Source organism: Pseudomonas phoenicis (assembly GCF_047302395.1).
In the GTDB taxonomy this organism is placed as follows: Bacteria; Pseudomonadota; Gammaproteobacteria; order Pseudomonadales; family Pseudomonadaceae; genus Aquipseudomonas.
Window position 1 is genome coordinate 4592982 of sequence record NZ_CP154852.1, and the last position, 17915, is coordinate 4610896.

15 protein-coding genes are annotated in these 17915 nt (G+C 64.6%); 8 read left to right on the forward strand and 7 right to left on the reverse strand.

From position 1 onward, the window contains the following. The first annotated feature begins 4 nt into the window (after window positions 1-4). Both AA0Z93_RS20850 and AA0Z93_RS20855 read left to right on the forward strand, forming a co-directional pair. Window positions 5-823, forward strand: coding sequence for a gamma-carboxygeranoyl-CoA hydratase (locus AA0Z93_RS20850; RefSeq protein ID WP_413047094.1), 819 nt, complete (start codon window positions 5-7; stop codon window positions 821-823). Then, a complete protein-coding gene (locus AA0Z93_RS20855) occupies window positions 820-2742 on the forward strand; it encodes an acetyl/propionyl/methylcrotonyl-CoA carboxylase subunit alpha (RefSeq protein ID WP_413047093.1) in 1923 nt (640 codons plus the stop codon). Before AA0Z93_RS20850 ends, AA0Z93_RS20855 begins: the two co-directional genes overlap by 4 nt. Before the next feature lie 86 nt (window positions 2743-2828). On the opposite strand, the gene AA0Z93_RS20860 is transcribed toward AA0Z93_RS20855, so the two are convergent. Then, window positions 2829-3497, reverse strand: a complete 669-nt coding sequence (locus tag AA0Z93_RS20860; RefSeq protein ID WP_413047092.1) for a LexA family protein — start codon at window positions 3495-3497, stop codon at window positions 2829-2831. 131 nt (window positions 3498-3628) lie between these two features. Between AA0Z93_RS20860 and AA0Z93_RS20865 the strand changes: the two genes are divergently transcribed. The 6 genes from AA0Z93_RS20865 (at window position 3629) to AA0Z93_RS20890 (ending at window position 11637) form a co-directional block, all read left to right on the forward strand. Then, the gene (locus AA0Z93_RS20865; protein WP_413047091.1) at window positions 3629-3937 is read left to right on the forward strand and encodes a DUF6124 family protein; all 309 of its coding nucleotides are present in this window, start codon (window positions 3629-3631) and stop codon (window positions 3935-3937) included. Window positions 3938-4357: 420 nt separating this feature from the next. Beyond that, window positions 4358-4873, forward strand: coding sequence for a DUF4880 domain-containing protein (locus tag AA0Z93_RS20870; RefSeq protein WP_413047090.1), 516 nt, complete (start codon window positions 4358-4360; stop codon window positions 4871-4873). A gap of 41 nt (window positions 4874-4914) precedes the next feature. Continuing rightward, a complete protein-coding gene (locus AA0Z93_RS20875) occupies window positions 4915-6093 on the forward strand; it encodes a M14-type cytosolic carboxypeptidase (protein WP_413047089.1) in 1179 nt (392 codons plus the stop codon). 404 nt (window positions 6094-6497) lie between these two features. Beyond that, window positions 6498-8756: an ATP-binding protein gene (locus AA0Z93_RS20880; RefSeq protein WP_413048388.1), complete on the forward strand. Its 2259-nt coding sequence runs from the start codon at window positions 6498-6500 to the stop codon at window positions 8754-8756. A gap of 15 nt (window positions 8757-8771) precedes the next feature. Further along, a complete protein-coding gene (locus AA0Z93_RS20885) occupies window positions 8772-9233 on the forward strand; it encodes a response regulator (RefSeq protein WP_296268545.1) in 462 nt (153 codons plus the stop codon). 10 nt (window positions 9234-9243) lie between these two features. Beyond that, window positions 9244-11637 (forward strand): response regulator, encoded by a 2394-nt coding sequence (locus AA0Z93_RS20890; RefSeq protein ID WP_413047088.1) that lies wholly within the window; start codon window positions 9244-9246, stop codon window positions 11635-11637. Window positions 11638-11772: 135 nt separating this feature from the next. On the opposite strand, the gene AA0Z93_RS20895 is transcribed toward AA0Z93_RS20890, so the two are convergent. The 6 genes from AA0Z93_RS20895 to AA0Z93_RS20920 form a co-directional block, all read right to left on the reverse strand. Next, window positions 11773-12921 carry a PQQ-dependent sugar dehydrogenase gene (locus tag AA0Z93_RS20895; RefSeq protein WP_413047087.1) on the reverse strand — a complete coding sequence of 383 codons (1149 nt, stop codon included), beginning with the start codon at window positions 12919-12921 and terminating at the stop codon, window positions 11773-11775. An 87-nt stretch (window positions 12922-13008) separates the two neighbouring features. After that, complete coding sequence (locus AA0Z93_RS20900; RefSeq protein WP_413047086.1) at window positions 13009-13335, reverse strand: hypothetical protein; 327 nt, start codon at window positions 13333-13335, stop codon at window positions 13009-13011. Between the two features lie 176 nt (window positions 13336-13511). Continuing rightward, entirely contained in the window at window positions 13512-14903 is a 1392-nt protein-coding gene (gene cysG, locus AA0Z93_RS20905; protein ID WP_413047085.1) for a siroheme synthase CysG, read from the reverse strand. Then, complete coding sequence (gene serS / locus AA0Z93_RS20910) at window positions 14904-16184, reverse strand: serine--tRNA ligase (protein WP_413047084.1); 1281 nt, start codon at window positions 16182-16184, stop codon at window positions 14904-14906. It lies immediately after the preceding gene. 29 nt (window positions 16185-16213) lie between these two features. Next, window positions 16214-16588: a fluoride efflux transporter CrcB gene (gene crcB, locus AA0Z93_RS20915; RefSeq protein WP_413047083.1), complete on the reverse strand. Its 375-nt coding sequence runs from the start codon at window positions 16586-16588 to the stop codon at window positions 16214-16216. Then, entirely contained in the window at window positions 16585-17910 is a 1326-nt protein-coding gene (locus AA0Z93_RS20920; RefSeq protein ID WP_413047082.1) for a replication-associated recombination protein A, read from the reverse strand. Before AA0Z93_RS20920 ends, crcB begins: the two co-directional genes overlap by 4 nt. Window positions 17911-17915: the final 5 nt, after the last annotated feature.

Sequence of the window (17915 nt, forward strand, 5' to 3'; positions counted from 1 at the left end):
CGCCATGAAGCCTTTCGATACCCTCGAAGTGATCCACGACCCTCGCGGCTTCGCCACCCTGTGGCTGGACCGTGCGGCCAAGAACAATGCGTTCGACGCGCAGATGATCGACGAGTTGTCGAGTGCGCTCACCCTGCTGGGCGAGGACGTCGACCTGCGTTTCGTGCTGCTGCGCGGACGCGGCCGGCATTTCAGCGCCGGCGCCGACCTGCATTGGATGCAGCAATCGGCGCAACTGGACCTGGCGCAGAACCTCCGCGACGCCCAAGCGCTGGGCGAGCTGATGTACCGTCTGCACGCGCTGCCCATGCCGACCCTGGCCGTGGTGCAAGGCGCGGCATTCGGCGGCGCGCTGGGTCTGATCAGTTGCTGCGACATGGCCATCGGTGCGCAGGATGCGCAGTTGTGCCTGTCGGAGGTCCGCATCGGCCTGGCGCCGGCGGTAATCAGCCCGTTCGTGGTACAGGCCATCGGTGCCCGTGCCGCACGGCGCTACGCGTTGACCGCGCAGCGCTTCAGCGGTGTGCAGGCGCAACGGCTGGGCTTGCTGGCCGAGACCTACCCGCCGGCAGAGCTCGATACGCAGGTCGACAGCTGGATCGAAACACTGCTGCTCAACAGCCCCCAGGCGATGCGCGCCAGCAAGGCGCTGCTGCGCCAGGTCGACGGTAGCGCTCTCTCGGATGCGCTGCGCGAGGCGTGCGAGCGATGCATCGCGCAGATCCGCGTCAGCGCCGAAGGCCAGGAGGGCTTGCAGGCCTTCCTGCACAAGCGCCTGCCTGCCTGGCAGGCCACTCCCCGCGAGCAGGAGCCGCGCCCATGACTTCACCCACCCTGAATACCTTGCTCATCGCCAACCGCGGCGAGATCGCCTGCCGCATCGTGCGCACCGCCAAGGCCATGGGCCTGACCACGGTGGCCGTGCACAGCGCCGTCGATCGCCAGGCACGGCACGTGCGCGAGGCCGACCTCAGCGTCGATCTGGGCGGCGCCAAGGCGGCCGACAGCTATCTGGACATCGACAAGCTGCTGGCCGCAGCGCACGCCAGCGGCGCCCAGGCGGTGCATCCAGGCTACGGCTTCCTTTCCGAGAATGCGGCGTTCGCCCAGGCCATCGAAGACGCCGGCCTGATCTTCCTCGGCCCACCGGCGCGGGCCATCGAAGCCATGGGCAGCAAATCGGCGGCCAAGGCCTTGATGGAACACGCCGGGGTGCCGTTGGTGCCGGGTTACCACGGCCAAGCGCAAGACCTCGATACCTTCCGCGAGGCCGCCGCACGCATCGGGTACCCGGTGCTGCTCAAGGCCAGCGCGGGGGGTGGCGGCAAAGGCATGAAGGTAGTCGAGCACGAGGCGCAACTGGCCGAGGCCCTGGCTTCGGCGCAGCGCGAGGCGCAGGCGTCGTTCGGCGACGCGCGCATGCTGGTGGAGAAATACGTGCTGCAACCGCGGCATGTGGAGATTCAGGTGTTCGCCGACCGCCACGGCCATTGCCTGTACCTCAACGAACGCGACTGCTCGATCCAGCGCCGCCATCAGAAGGTCGTCGAAGAAGCGCCGGCCCCGGGCCTCTCCCCGGCCTTGCGCCAGGCCATGGGCGAGGCGGCGGTGCGCGCCGCGCAGGCGATCGCCTATGTGGGCGCCGGTACGGTGGAATTTCTGCTCGATGCCCGTGGCGATTTCTTCTTCATGGAAATGAACACGCGTCTGCAAGTCGAGCATCCGGTCACCGAGGCCATCACCGGGCTGGACTTGGTGGCCTGGCAGATTCGTGTGGCGCGCGGCGAAGCGCTGCCCCTGACCCAGGCCGAGGTGCCATTGCGCGGGCATGCGATCGAAGTGCGTCTGTATGCCGAAGACCCGGCACAGGATTTCCTGCCGGCCACCGGCGCCTTGGCGCTCTACCGCGAGCCTGCGCTGGGCGTCGGCCAGCGTATCGACAGCGGGGTTTGCGAAGGCGACACGGTCTCGCCCTATTACGACCCGATGCTGGGCAAGCTGATCGCTTGGGGCGAAGACCGCGAACAGGCGCGGCAACGCCTGCTGGAGCTGGTGATGGGCATGGCCATCGGCGGTGTGAAGACCAACCTGGCGTTCCTGCAGCGTATCCTCGCCCACCCCGCGTTCGCAGCGGCGGAACTGGACACCGGCTTCATCGCCCGCCATCAGGCTGTGCTGCTCCCCCCTTCAGACGTCTTGTCCGAAGCGTTCTGGCAGCGTGCGGCGCAGGTCTGGTTGCACGAGATGGGCAGCCGGCGCCGCGACGACGATCTCCAATCGCCCTGGTCGCGTACCCACGGCTGGCGCTTGGGCCTGCCGGCGCGACGCTTGGTAGCGTTGCAGTGTGACGGCGTGGATCGCGTCGTCGCGCTGGAGGATACGCCCTGCACGGGAATTGCACTGGAAGCGACAGCGTCGCCCGCTACGCCTGCCATACGCCGTGGCGACACGCTGTATCTGCGCTGGCAGCAGCAATGGCACGGCCTGCGCGCCTACGAGCCGGCCAGTGCCGCCCCAGGCGGCGCAGCACTGGCCGGTGGGCTCAGCGCGCCGATGAACGGCAGCATCGTACGGGTCCTGGTCACACCCGGCCAGGCCGTGGAGGCAGGCGCTGCGTTGGTGGTCCTGGAGGCGATGAAAATGGAACACAGCATTCGCGCGCCCGAAGCGGGAGTGGTGAGCGCATTGCTGTGCGCCGAAGGCGAGATGGTCAGCGAAGGTACGCTGTTGGTGGCTTTGTGAAAACGGGCGGCTGGCGTGCGAGTGGGTTGGCTTAAGCCCGGTCGCCCTGCCGCGCGTCGTGCTTGCCATGGCGGCATGTCGCCGCCTCAGTGCACTCCATGCGAGCGCACCACTACCCCGATCACCTCGAACCCCGTACCGCACAACAGTTTGGGATACGTGGGGTTGAGCGGTTTGAGGAAACGCTGGCCGCCATCTTCCACCAACTGCCGAAACATGGCCGTGGTGCCTTGTTGGCGAGCGATCACCAACTTTCCGGGAGCGGCGGGCACGCCGGGGTCGACCAGCACCAGCATATGTTCCGGCACGCTGGGACCGGTGGCCGAGCTCATCAGGTCGCCCTCGACGCGCAGCCAGAACGCCTTGCCTTGGGCGCAGTAATCGGTCTGTTCGGTGACGATGCTGGAGGTTGGCAGCGGACCGTCCAGCTCCGCCCAAGCCAGAACCGGGTAGCGAAAACACAAGATGTATTGAGATATGTCTGCTTCGGCGTCCGTGTCTGAACCGTCCTGCGTCCGGTAGCGGCTCGCACGCTCGGCGACAGCGTTCACCGGCGCGATGCTCAGGGAGACGTGCAAGTGCGGCATACCCAAGGCCACCAGAACCTTGTTCATCATGTCGACTTTCGGCGTGCGCGTACCGCGTAGCCAATGACCGACGCCGCCTTGGGTGACGCCGACGCGCTCGGCCAGCTGCTCTTGGGAGAGGCCGAGTTCGCGTAGTTTTAGCTTTACCAATGCGATCCATTTATCCATCGCCCGCACGATACGTCCTGTCCCGTTGCGCTCAATACACAAATGGTATTATTTGTAATGGCCTGAGCTAATACTCCATGTACTATAGTAGGAAAACATTCCCTTCCCGCTCATCACAATTTGGTAACAGGATGAAACCTACGACATATTCAGACAAAGAACTCGACAGCGAAGCCGCCCGCCGTGCGTTGGACTACTACCTCAACCCTACCGCAGCCAGCACCTCGGTCGATCGTACACCCTGGACCGTGCGCGACGACGTCAGCCCCGACATGGTCGACGCCCACGTCATGAACCTGTTGCGCAGCGCTGCCGCCACCGCATGCGAAAGCGCCAGCCACCAGCAGGGCAATGTGCGTGAAGTGATGTACGCCTTGATGCACATGATCAACATGGCCAGATCGCTGCTGGAGCAACGGCCTTCGCAAGAAGGGGTATGAAGGAACTGGAGACAGAAGACTGGCTGAAACCGCGATCAGGAAGTGCTCAGGCTTTTTTCGCCACATCGCTAAAAATCATTTGACTGCCAAATGATAACGATTATTATTGCACTCAGCAGGTCGAGAGACTCGCTGGATAATCCGAAAGCCCTAAGGTCGGGCGTTCAGTTTATCTCCTCATCAGGCTAATCACGGTTTTTGACCCAGCTTTTTGCTGGGTCTTTTTTTTTGGTGCTCTTCAGGCTAATGAAGAAGGGTTGCCGCTTAGGTGGCCGAATAATAGCAAGCTGAAGACCGCGAGAACACAAGCGCGCGAAGGTTTTACCAATCAGCACTTGAGAATCAATCTCGTTAATACTAAGCTCACGCAGCGTTACGGAAGACGCCCCCTATCCCCCGCCGCTACGCAAGGAGCTGCCCATGAGCCGTGTATCGCTGCCCCCGATGCAACCTGCGTGTGACGCCGAGCAGCCGCTGCGAAACGCCATGCCGCAACGCTTCGAACGTCTGCCGCGCCGCGCTCAGCAGGTCTTTCTGCTCAGCCGCCTGGATGGGCTCGACCTCACCCAAATCGGTCAGCGCCTCGACCTGCGCATCGAGTGCGTCGAGCGCCTGTTGGCCCAAGCGCTCCACGCGACCCTGCCGCCACCGGACGCCGTCGCCGCTCAGGCCTGTCGCTGGTACGTCAGGCTGCAAAACCCGACCACCACCGCCTGCGAACGCATCGACTTTCGTCGCTGGCTCGATGCCTCGCCTGCGCACCTGCAGGCGTTTCACGCCATCGAACTGCACTGGCGCAGCCTATTGGCTCCAGCTCGAGCGCTGGGCGAGCGCGGCAGCTACCGCCAGGGGCGCGCGGCATTCTCGCTGGGCGGCTGTGTGCTGGCGGTGGGCCTGGGCGTGGCGGCGGTCCTGGCTTTCGGCCTCGGAGCCTGAGGGGTAAAGTGACGGCACAATAACGCCAGAGGAGCTTGGCAATGGCCGTGACGCAATCCCCGCTGCACATCGACTGCGATTTCGATTCAGGCAACATCGAAATCGTGGATGCTTCCCAGCCCAGCCACGTACGTTTGGCCTTGCGGCCCGACAGCCATAGCGGCCACTTCCAGTGGTTCCACTTCCGCGCCGCAGGCCTGACCCCAGGCCAGCGCCATCGCTTCAGCCTGGACAACGCCAGCCAATCCTCCTATCCCAACGCGTGGACGGGCTACCACGCAGTCGCCTCCTACGACCGGCAGTCTTGGTTCCGCGTGCCCAGTCAGTTCGACGGCGCCGCCTTGCACATCGACCTCGATGCCGAACAGCCACAGGTGTGGCTGGCTTATTTCGAACCTTACCCGCGCGCGCGGCACAACCAACTGATCGAACGCGCGCAAGGCATTGCCGGTATAGAACTGCTGGCCAGCGGACGCAGCGTGCAGGGCCGCGACATTCCCCTGTTGCGCGCCAGCCACGGTGTGTCCGCCGATGGCGTCCCCGGCGATGGCGCCCCCGGCAAACGCAAGCTGTGGCTGATCGCCCAGCAGCATCCCGGTGAGCACATGGCCGAATGGTTCATGGAGGGCGTCATCGACCGCCTCGAGCAGAACGATGCCAAGGTCCAGGCATTGCTGGCCGTCGCCGACCTCTACCTGATCTGCAACATGAACCCTGACGGCGCCTACCTCGGCCACCTGCGCACCAACTTCAAGGGCCAGGACCTCAACCGCGCCTGGCAGAGCGCTAGCGTCGAGCTCAGCCCCGAGGTGTTCTTCGCCCAGACGCAGATGCAGCGCCATGGCGTAGACGCGTTCATCGACGTGCACGGCGACGAAGAGATCCCGCACGTGTTCACCGCCGCCTGCGAGGGCAACCCGAACTACAGCCCGCGCCTGGCCGCTCTGGAGCAGCGCTTTCGCGACACGCTGTGCAGGCTTACCGAGGACTTCCAGCAAGTTCACGGCTATACCCGCGACGCGCCCGGCCAGGCCAACATGGCCTTGGCTTGCAACGCCGTCGGCCAGGCCTACGATTGCCTGTCGCTGACCTTGGAAATGCCGTTCAAGGACCACGATGACGCGCCCAATCCGCACACCGGTTGGTCGGGCGCGCGCGCCAAAGCGCTGGCGGGGGCCGTTCTGGACACCTTGCTCGACTTGACCGCCGAGCTGCGCTGAGTCGTACCAAGTCCTTGCCCTGGCTAGCCCAGGGCAAAGGCGCTTACAGGACGGGGCTTGGCAGGCATTCGTCTGCGCTTGGGGCCGTCCGCCCGCCAGCGCGATGCCGCCCCTGCTCAATACCGGTGCGGTGTTCGAATGGGTCTAGCCCTTGGCGGTGTAAACGAGCGTCTGACTGTGATCGAACGCCGTTACCGGCCTGACCCCTCCACGACGCAAGGCCGTTTTGGCGATGAACGGTCACCCCAGCTAAAAACCTGTACAAAAACCCCATCGGCGTAGAACCTACTGCCCAACCTGGCCTCAAATGGCCACTTTCCGACGCTCAATTCGTACTTTTCTGATACCGTGGGCGCACTAATTTCCCTTTCTTTTTCACCTGCTTGCGGCCTCGCCCCGTGGCCATGAACGGAGAGTGTTTCTTGACAACCGCCCAGAACGCTTTTGACGAAGCGGTCGAACGCTGCGCCCAGGAGCCCATTCAGGTTCCGGGCAGCATCCAGCCCCAAGGCTTCATGCTGGTCCTCGACGAACGCGACTTGCGCATCGTCCAGGCCAGCGAGAACGTACGTCAGTGGCTGGGCATCAGCGCACAGGACGTGCTCGAACGCCCGTTCGCGGCGTTGTTCGACGGCTTCGATCTGCATGCACACCTGCCCCAGGTGCCGGAAGACGATGTGTTCCCCTTCCATTTGGCCGATGTCCGCCTGAATGCCGACGCCATCTGGCAGGAGCCGCTACGCCTGTTGGTGCACCGTCACGACCACGTATTGATCGCCGAATTCGAACCCTGCGGCAGCACCCCGCGCGCTGACTACCACCCCCTGGTGCGCGGTTTCGTCGGCAGCCTCAACCAGGCGGCCGATCTCGAAGCGCTGCTCGATCAGTCGGTGCAACAGATCAAGCGCTTGACTGGCTTCGGACGGGTCAAAGCGTATCGCTTCGACGCCGAGGGCAATGGCCTGGTCATCGCCGAAGCCGTCGATCCGGGCTATCCGCGTTACCTGGGCTTGTGCTTCCCAGGTTCGGATATTCCGCGCCAGGCCCGCGAGCTGTACCGGATCAACCGCATCCGCCTGATCCAGGACGCCACCTACGAGCCCTCGGCGCTGCTGCCGACGCTCAACCCCCTGACCGGCAAGCCACTGGACATGAGCTTTGCGTCCTTGCGCAGCGTGTCGCCGGTGCACCTGCAATACATGCGCAACATGGGCACCCTGGCGTCGATGTCGCTGTCGATCGTGGTGGACGACAAACTGTGGGGGTTGATTTCCTGTCACCACGCCGAACCCCGCGCCGTCGACTTCCAGACCCGTACCGCCTGCGAGCTGCTGGCCAGCGTTCTGTCGTTGCAGATCGAAGCGCGCGAGTCGCACACCAACACCCGCCAGTTGCTCGATCTGCGCCGCCACATCGTGCGCATGCTTTCGTCCATGGCCGACCGCGACAGCGTCAGCGAGGGTTTGCTGGCCTTGCCCGAGGTGATGCTGGATTTCGCCGCCGCCAAGGGCGTGGCCATCATCAGCGCCGAGCAGTGCGACCTGATCGGCGACACCCCGAGCGAGGCGCAAGTGCTGGCGCTGGTGCATTGGCTGGGGCAGCGCGACGAGGAAGGCGTGTTCCACACCGACAACATCCGTCGCGACATCCCGCTGCTGCCCGAACTGGCCGACCATGCTGGCGGCGTGCTGGCCGTGGCGATCTCGCAGATCCACTCGCACTACCTGCTGTGGTTCCGCCCAGAACAGGTGCGCACCGTGCACTGGGCCGGGCGTCCGGACAAACACATCGACGACGCCACCGGCCGCCTCAGTCCGCGGCATAGCTTCGAACGTTGGAATGAAGAAATTCGCGGTTTCTCGCAACCCTGGGACCCGCTCATCGTCGAAGGCGTGCTGGAACTGCGCATCGCCGTACTTGGCATCGTCCTGCGCAAAGCCGAGGAACTGGCGCAACTGGCCGGTGAACTCAAGCGTTCCAACAAGGAACTCGAAGCGTTTTCCTACAGCGTGTCCCACGACCTGCGTGCGCCACTGCGACACATCGCCGGCTACAGCGAGCTGCTCAGCGAGTTCGAAGGCCAAGGGCTGTCCGAACGTGGCAAGCGCTTCTTGCAGCACATCGAGGAAGCGGCGCAGTTCGCCGGAACGCTGGTGGACAACCTGCTCAACTTCTCGCAGATGGGCCGCTCGGCCCTGCGCATGTCGGACGTCAACCTCAACGCTTTGATCGACACCATCCGTACCGAATCGGCGCCCGACTACGCCGGACGGGAAATCGTCTGGGACGTCGCCCGCCTGCCCAAGGTGATCGCCGACCCTGCGTTCATCAACCTGGTCTTGCAGAATCTGATCTCCAACGCCATCAAGTACACGCGCGAGCGCAATCCGGCACGTATCGAGATCGGCTCGCGTGAGAACGACGAGGAAATCGAGATCTACGTACGCGACAACGGTGTCGGTTTCGACATGGCCTACGCTAACAAACTGTTTGGGGTGTTCCAGCGCTTGCACCGCATGGAAGACTTCGAAGGCACCGGCATCGGCCTGGCCAGTGTGCGCCGCATCATCGAGCGCCACGACGGACGTGTCTGGGCCGAAGGCGCGCTCGACCAGGGCGCCTCGTTCCACTTCGCCCTTCCCCTCCACCCCCAACACGCTTGAGGGACCGTACCGAACATGCTCAAACCCATCCTGTTGGTCGAAGACAACCCCAGAGACCTGGAGTTGACCCTCGTGGCGCTGGAACGCAGCCAGCTGGCCAATGAAGTCATCGTCATGCGCGATGGCGCCGATGCCTTGGATTATCTGATGCGTCGCAATGCCTACAGCGACCGTGACGACGGCAATCCCGCCGTGCTGTTGCTGGACTTGAAACTGCCCAAGGTCGATGGCCTGGAAGTCCTCAAGGAAGTGCGCTCCACCCCCGAGCTACGCAGCATTCCTACGGTGATGCTGACCTCGTCGCGCGAAGAGCCCGATCTACTGCGCGCCTACGAGCTGGGCGTCAATGCCTACGTGGTCAAACCTGTGGAATTCAAAGAGTTCGTCACAGCCATCTCTGATCTGGGGGTGTTCTGGGCTGTGCTCAACGAGCCGCCACCCGGCTCGCTGCGTCTGCCCCGCCGCGGCATTACCTGAGGCGTACTGGATGCAGCAGATGTCGCTGAAATTGCTGATGGTCGAAGACAGCTCGATGGACGCCGAGCTGACCCTGCTACGCCTGGAGCGTAACGGCCTGCACATGCAGGCCAAGGTGGTGTTCGACCATGTCGGCGTCGAGAACGCCCTGCTCGAAGAAGACTTCGACCTGATCCTGTGCGACTGCGTGTTGCCCAGTTCGTCGGGCACCCAAGTGCTGGCCATCGCCCAGCAGTTGGCCCCGACCACGCCGTTCATCTTCCTCTCCGGCATCTATGGCGAAGAACATGCGGTGGAGATGATCCGCCTGGGCGCCACCGATTACGTCCTGAAGAAAAACCTGTCGCTGCTGCCCAAGGCCGTACGCCGTGCGTTGACCGAGATCCAGGAACGCCAGCGGCGGCGCACGGCCGAGGAAGCGCTGGCCGACGTCGAGGCGCGCGCGCGCATCGCCATCGACGCTGCTGGCATGGGCACCTGGGATTTCCGACCGATCGAAGGCGTACTGCGCTGGGACGCACGCGCCAAAGTGTTGTTCGGTCTGGAACCGGACACCGAGCCGACGCTGCAATTGTTCTACGACGGCATCTACCCCGAAGACCTGGAACAGGTCCGCGCTGCCGTGGACCTGGCCATGCAACCCGGCAACGACGGCCAGTACCGCGCCGAATTCCGCATCGAACGGCCTCACCACCACGAGCCGCACTGGCTGCTCAGCAGCGGCCAGGCGCGCTTCGTCGATGGCGAATGCGTGCGCTTTTCCGGGGTGATGCAGGACATCCACCAGCAACGCCAGGCCACTCAGGGCCTCAAGCACCTCAACGAGATGCTCGGCGAGCGCGTCGAGCGGCGTACCCGCGAGCGTGACAGGGCTTGGGAACTGTCCCAGGATCTGTTGGCCGTGCTTAGCAACGATCTCACACCCGTGGCCCTCAACCCCGCGTGGGAGGCCACCTTGGGCATCAGCCGCGAGCGTCTCAGCCAGAGCTCGCTGCTAGGCGTCATTCCCTACCCCGAACAACAGGCTTTCGTCGACGCGCTGGCCGCCTTGGACCAAGGCAGTACCAGCGCTCGCTTCGTCGGGCGGGTACAGCATGTCAGCGGCGATCAGCGCTGGTTGTCATGGGTGGTGGTGCGTGAAGACAACATGCTCTATGTCGTGGCCCGCGACATCACCAGCGAACGCGAGTCGGCCCTCGGCCTGGTCGAGGCCAACAGCCGCTTGCGCGAACAGATCGCCGAGCGGGAGCGTATCGAGGCCGCCTTGCAGCAGATGCAGCGCCTGGAGGCGGTCGGCCAGCTCACCGCAGGCGTGGCCCACGACTTCAACAACCTGCTGACCGTGATCATCACCGGTTCGAGCTTCCTCGAGCGCGACCTGAATCGTGAAGACCTGGCCAAGGCACGCTCGCGGCTGCAACACATCCGCGAAGCCGGCGAGCGCGGGGCCAAGCTTACGGCGCAGCTGCTGGCATTCTCTCGCCGTCAGCGCCTGGACCCTGTCGCGCTCAACCTCAACCGCACGCTGGACGGCGTCGAAGAGCTGCTGCAACGCTCGCTGGGTGGCAACATTTCCGTGCGCCTTGACCTCGACCCGGCGCTGTGGCAGGCGATGACCGACCCGACCCAGACCGAGATGATCATTCTCAACCTGGCGATCAATGCCCGCGACGCCATGCCGGCCGGCGGCCAACTGGTGCTGATGACCCGCAACACCACCGTGCACGAGCCGGCCCGGCGTCCCGAAGACCCGGAACCGGGCGAGTACGTGATGCTGGCGATCCGCGACACGGGCTTCGGCATGAGCGAAGAGGTGGTGGCCAAGGTCTTCGAACCCTTCTTCACCACCAAGGACATCGGCAAGGGTTCGGGCTTGGGACTGGCCCAGGTGTTCGGTTTCGCCAAACAGTCCGGCGGTGGCGTGCGCATCGATACCGCGCCGGGTAAAGGCACTCAGGTCAGTGTCTACCTGCCGGCCGTGCGCGAGCTGCCGGTGGCGGAGCCGACGCTGAACATGCCACTGTCGAGCGATCTGGAAGACAGCGGTCAGGACCGCACCGTGCTGTTGGTGGACGACGACCATCTGGTGCGCGATCTGCTTGGCGATGTCCTGCGCCAATATGGCTACCGCGTGCGTCAGGCGCACAGCGGCGAGCAGGCGCTGGCGCTGCTGGACGATCAGATCGACGTGCTGCTGACCGACTTCGCCATGCCGGAATTCAACGGTGGCCAACTGGCCAGTGCCGTGCGCGAACGCTTCCCCTCGCTGCCGGTGGTGTTCCTGACCGGCTACCCCGAGCTGGAAGGTCTTGATCTACCCACCAGCCTGGTCATGCAGAAACCGGTGCAACCGCAGGTACTGGCCCAGGCACTCAAGGATCTGCTGGCGGTGCCGGTGCTTTGATGGCCGACAACGTTGGCGCATTGACGTTTTTTCCGTAGACCGACAGTTCAGCCGGCGACGCCATGGGGGGGACTGGGACGCCATCCGCCTGGCATTGCAGCGAGGCGGATGCAGTCCGATAGTCAAGCCGACGTCTTACTGCGCCCCCAGGCCTACCTTGAGCAACGCCCCATCCTTGGCGTCGGTCAGCACGTATAGGTATCCGTCAGGCCCCACTCGCACGTCGCGAATGCGCGCCTTCAGCTCACCGAGCATGCGCTCTTCGTGCACCACCTTGTCGCCATCGAGTTGCAAGCGGATCAGCTCCTCGGTGGCCAATGCACCGATGAACAGATTGTGGTCCCAGGCTTTCCTGAAAGTCGGGCTGTCGTAGAACGCCATACCGCTGATGCCGGGAGACTTTTCCCAGACGTGGTGCGGGTCTTCCATGCCGTCGACATGTTTGCCCTGCGCTTCCGGAATGGGGGTCATCGAATAGTTGATGCCATGGGTCGCGATCGGCCAGCCGTAATTCTTGCCCGCTTCGGGAATGTTGATTTCGTCGCCTCCACGCGGACCGTGCTCGTTGATCCAGACCTGGTCGGTCCAAGGGTTGAGCGCAGCGCCCTGGGGGTTGCGATGGCCGAAGGACCATATCTGGGGCTTGACGCCCTTCTGCCCCGCGAAAGGATTGTCTTTGGGCACCTCGCCGTCCGGCAGGATCCGCACCACTTTGCCCTGCAGCTTGTCCAGGTCCTGGGCCGTAGGCCGCTGGTTGTTCTCGCCCAAAGCGATGAACAGGTAACCCTTACGGTCGAAGACCAAGCGCGAGCCGAAGTGGTTGCCTTCGGACAGCTTCGGCGTCTGGCGGAAGATCACGTTGAAATTTTCCAGGCGGGCGCGGTCTTGCGACAACTGGCCGCGACCCACGGCGGTGCCGGCTTTGCCGTCTTCACCGACCTCGGCGAACGACAGGTAGACCGTGCGATCTTTGGGAAAACTCGGCGACAGCACCACATCCAGCAACCCGCCCTGCCCCTCGTACCAGACTTTCGGTACGCCGGAAATGGCCGGTCCCACTTGGCCATCGGCATTGACGATGCGCAGGTTGCCAGGCCGTTCGGTCACCAGCATGTCCTTGCCGCCGGGCAAGAAGGCCAGCGCCCAGGGTTGGCGCAGGCCTTCGGCGACGGTGTCGATGGTCAGCTCGCCTTCTTCGCTGGGCAGGCGCTGCTGGTCGGCCGCCTGTGCCAGCAAGGGAAACAGAGCGGCAGCGGTCAGAGTGAGTAAGAAGCGTGAGGGCATGTCGGGTTCCTTCCAGTAATCGAATGGCCGATGGCCGACCCGGGCGATAGCCGCAGCGGTCGAGCATCGAAACGAGCGAGCGTTCAATCAAGGTGCGCGTGGGGTATCGCGTGGCGGGCGCGAGGGTTCGAGATTGGGCGTCTGTTGCTGGCGACGCAGGTTGTCGCCATTGCCGATACCGCGGTTTTCCAGCGTGGGCGGCGCAAAGCGCGGCACGGTGGATGGGCCCCGTACTGGCGGCGTGGCGGGCACACTGCCCTGATGGCTGTTGGGATTGGCACGCTGGATTGGGCTGTTGTATGGATTGACGGTCGGTGCCTGGGTGCGTGGGGCGGTCACGGTAGCGGTGTGCGCCAGGACCGGCGCGCCCAGCAATAGACTGACCAGTAAGGCTGAAAGTGCTGTAGGACGCATACTCCACCTCATGTACGAAGGTTCGTGCTCAAGGCTTGGAGGGCTGGAACGGCGTCAGGTTCGTTACGAAAGATTCGGTGTGCCAACCGCGATGATTCGCGATGTTTCCAAGAACGCTGACCGAGACGCCCTTGCCGCCTTGTCGAAGCATTGCCAGCAAGGGCTACGGACATCGTCTAGGGCTGCTCGGCCCCCTCGAACCAGGCCAGCTTCTCACGAAGTTTGACCACCTCGCCGACGATCACCAGGGTCGGCGCATGCACTTCATGGCGCGCGACCAACGCCGGCAAATCCGCCAGGGTGCCGGTGAACACCCGCTGGTTGCGCGTGGTGCCCTGCTGCACCAGCGCCGCCGGGGTGTCGGCGGCGCGACCGTGGGCGATCAGCTCGGCGCATATGGCCGGTAGCCCCACCAGGCCCATGTAGAACACCAGGGTCTGGTTGGGCGCGACCAGGTCGCGCCATGGCAAGTTGCTGCTGCCATCTTTCAGGTGGCCGGTGACGAAACGCACGGACTGGGCATGGTCACGGTGGGTCAGCGGAATCCCGGCATAGGTCGAACAGCCGCTGGCGGCGGTAATGCCCGGCACGACCTGAAAAGGAATGCCGTGCTCGGCCAGCTCTTCGATCTCCTCGCCACCCCGGCCGAAGATGAACGGGTCACCGCCCTTCAGGCGCAAGACGCGCTTGCCCTGGCTGGCCAGCTCGACCAACAGGCGGTTGATCTGGTCCTGCGGCACGGCATGCTCGGCACGGCGTTTGCCGACGTAGATGCGCTCGGCGTCGCGCCGGCACATGTCGATGATCGCTGGCGCCACCAGACGGTCGTACAGCACTACGTCGGCCTGCTGCATCAGGCGCAAGGCACGGAAAGTCAGCAGGTCGGGGTCGCCAGGGCCGGCGCCCACCAGATACACCTCGCCACCCTGCTGGGCCGGGGCGCCTTCGACCTTGTCGCGCAGCATGCGCTCGGCCTCGGCGCCCTGCCCGGCCAGTTGCCGCTCGGCGATCGGGCCTTGGAAGACCTCCTCCCAGAATCCACGGCGCTGGTTGACGTCTGGATACAGTGCCTTGACGCGGTGGCGGAAGCGCGCCGCGAGCCCGGCCAGTTCGCCGTAGGCCGCTGGAATCCAGGTTTCCAGCTTGGCACGGATCAGGCGAGCCAATACCGGCGCGTCGCCACCACTGGACACCGCCACCACCAGGGGCGAGCGGTCGACGATGGCAGGAAAGATCACGGTGCACAGGGCCGGCGCGTCCACCACGTTGACCGGCAGGCTCAGCGCCTGGGCGTCATGGGACACCTGAGCGTTGAGCTGCGTGTCGTCGGTGGCGGCGATCACCAACCGGCAACCGTGCAGGTCGTCGGCCGCATAACCGCGCAGACGGATTTCGCCGCCACCGGTATCGACCATCTCGCGCAACTGCGCGTCGACCACAGGAGCGACCACGCGCAGCTCGGCACCGGCGTCGGCCAGCAGGCGCGCCTTGCGCAAGGCGATCTCGCCACCGCCGACGACCAGTACACGCCCGCCCTGCAGCTTGTGGAACAGCGGCAGGTAATCCATTTAGCGGATGACCTCGACACCTGCCATGTACGGCTTGAGCACCTCGGGTACGCGGATCGAGCCGTCGGCCTGCTGATAATTCTCCAGGACCGCAACCAGGGTACGGCCCACGGCCAGGCCCGAACCGTTGAGGGTATGCACCAGCTCCGGCTTGCCGGTTTCCGGGTTACGCCAGCGCGCGCCCATGCGCCGGGCCTGGAAGTCGCCGCAGTTGGAACAGGAGCTGATTTCGCGGTACTTGCCCTGGCTCGGCACCCACACTTCCAGGTCGTAGGTTTTCACGGCGCTGAAGCCCATGTCGCCCGTGCACAGGGCCAGCACGCGGTACGGCAACTCCAGGGCCTGCAGCACACGCTCGGCGTTGGCGGTCAGGTTTTCCAGCGCTTCCATGGACGTGGCGGGGGCGACCACCTGAACCATTTCGACCTTGTCGAACTGGTGCTGACGGATCATGCCGCGGGTATCGCGGCCCGAAGCGCCGGCCTCGCTGCGGAAGCACGGCGTGTGCGCGACGAACTTGAGCGGCAGTTGCTTGGCATCGAGGATTTCCCCGGCCACCAGGTTGGTCAATGACACTTCGGCGGTGGGAATCAGGTAGAAATCGGCCTCGCCCTCACGGCTGATCTTGAACAGGTCTTCTTCGAACTTGGGCAACTGACCGGTGCCCTGCAACGCCGGGGCTTGCACCAGATAGGGCGTGTAGGCCTCTTCATAGCCGTGCTCGCTGGTGTGCAGGTTGATCATGAACTGCGCCAGGGCACGGTGCAGGCGGGCGATCGGCCCGCGCAACACGGCGAAGCGAGCGCCGGACAGCTTGGCAGCGGCTTCGAAATCCAGACCACCGCTGACTTCGCCCAGGGCGACATGGTCCTTGACGTCGAAATCGAACTGGGCCGGGGTGCCCCAGCGGCGCACTTCAACGTTGTCGTCTTCGTCAGCGCCGACCGGCACGCTGGCGTCGGGCAGGTTGGGCATGGTGAGCAGCAGGCTGTCGAGCTCGGCCTGGATGCCGTCCAGCTCGGCCTTGCCTTCGGCCAGCTCCGCGGCCATGCGCTCGACGTCAGCCATCAGCGGCGCGATGTCTTCGCCCTTGGCCTTGGCGTGGCCGATGGACTTGGAACGCGCGTTGCGCTCGGCCTGCAGTTGTTCGGTGCGGGTCTGCACCGACTTGCGGCGCTCTTCCAGCGATTCGATGCGCGCGACATCCAGGCTGAAGCCACGGGTGGACAGGCGGTCCGCCACGTCCTGGAGTTGGCCGCGTAACAGTTTGGCATCGAGCATAGCGTTCTCTCGTTATCTAATAGGTTGGTTCAGATTCGGGTCAGGGCCAGGCCGGCCCAGGTGGCGAGCAGCCCACCCAGCACGCTGAGGCCGGCATAGCCCAGCGCCAGGGGGACTTGCCCGCTTTCCAGCAAACGTACGGTGTCCAGCGAAAAAGACGAAAAAGTCGTCAGGCCACCGAGAAAACCGACGATCAGGCCGGCACGCAACTCCACCGGTACCGATGGCTTGAGCAGAAACAGGCCGTACAGCAGGCCGATCAGCAGGCAACCCACCAGGTTGACCGCCAACGTACCCAGGTAAAAATGACGCGGCCAATTGGCCAGCACCCATTGACCGGTCGCGAAGCGCAACAGTGTACCGGCGATACCGCCCGCCGTAACGGCTGCGATGAGTGTGATCATGGTTTTCTCCGCTGACGGGGGCTGGCGCGGTCGAGATCGGCGAGGTGGCGCAGCTTCTCGCCGATCTTCAGTTCCAGGCCACGGGGCACAGGCTGGTAGTAAGGCCGCGGCGGTAACTGCTCGGGGAAATAGTCTTCACCGGCGGCGTAGGCATCCGGTTCGTCGTGGGCGTAACGGTACTCGTCGCCGTAACCGAGCTGTTTCATCAGCTTGGTCGGTGCATTGCGCAGGTGCAGCGGCACTTCCAGCGAGCCATGCTCGGCAGCCTCGCGCAGGGCGCTCTTGAAGCCGCTGTACACGGCGTTGCTCTTGGGCGCGCAGGCCAGGTAGGTGATGGCCTGCGCCACCGCCAACTCGCCCTCGGGGCTACCCAGGCGCTCCTGCACATCCCAGGCCGCCAGGCACAGGCTCAAGGCTCGGGGGTCGGCGTTGCCGATGTCTTCGCTGGCCATGCGCACCACACGCCGAGCGATGTAGAGCGGGTCGCAGCCGCCGTCGAGCATGCGCGCATACCAGTACAGCGAGGCGTCGGGGTTGGAGCCACGCACCGACTTGTGCAGGGCGGAAATCTGGTCGTAGAACGCCTCGCCGCCCTTGTCGAAGCGGCGCCGGCTGTCGCCCAGCAGGCTCTGCAGCATCTCGACGTCGATGCTTTCGCCGTCCTCGGCCAGGTCCGCGGCGTTCTCGAGGAAATTGAGCATGCGCCGGCCATCGCCGTCGGCGGCGGCCAGGAGCATCTGAAACGCCTCGTCGCTGACGCTGAGACGACGCTTGCCCAAGCCGCGCTCCTCGTTCAAGGCGCGGTCGACCAATTGGCGCAGGGCGGTTTCGTCGAGGCTCTTGAGCACGTACACCCGAGCCCGCGACAGCAGCGCGTTGTTCAGCTCGAACGAGGGGTTTTCGGTGGTGGCGCCGATGAAGATCAGCGTGCCGTCTTCGACGAAGGGCAGGAAGGCATCCTGCTGGGACTTGTTGAAGCGGTGCACTTCATCGACGAACAGGATCGTGCGCCGGCCGTACTGGGCCGCCTGCTGGCGGGCCACTTCGACGGCTTGGCGAATCTCCCTGACCCCGGCCAGCACGGCGGAAACCGTCTCGAAATGCGCGTCGCAAAACTGTGCGAGCAGCCGCGCCAGGGTGGTTTTGCCCACCCCGGGCGGCCCCCAGAAGATCATCGAATGCAAGGCGCCCTGCTCCAGGGCTTCGCGCAACGGCTTGCCCCGCGCCAGCAGGTGCGCTTGTCCGACATACTCGTCCAGGTTGGTCGCGCGCATGCGCGCGGCCAGGGGCTGGGCGACGGGTTCGCTTCGAAACAGGTCCATGGCGG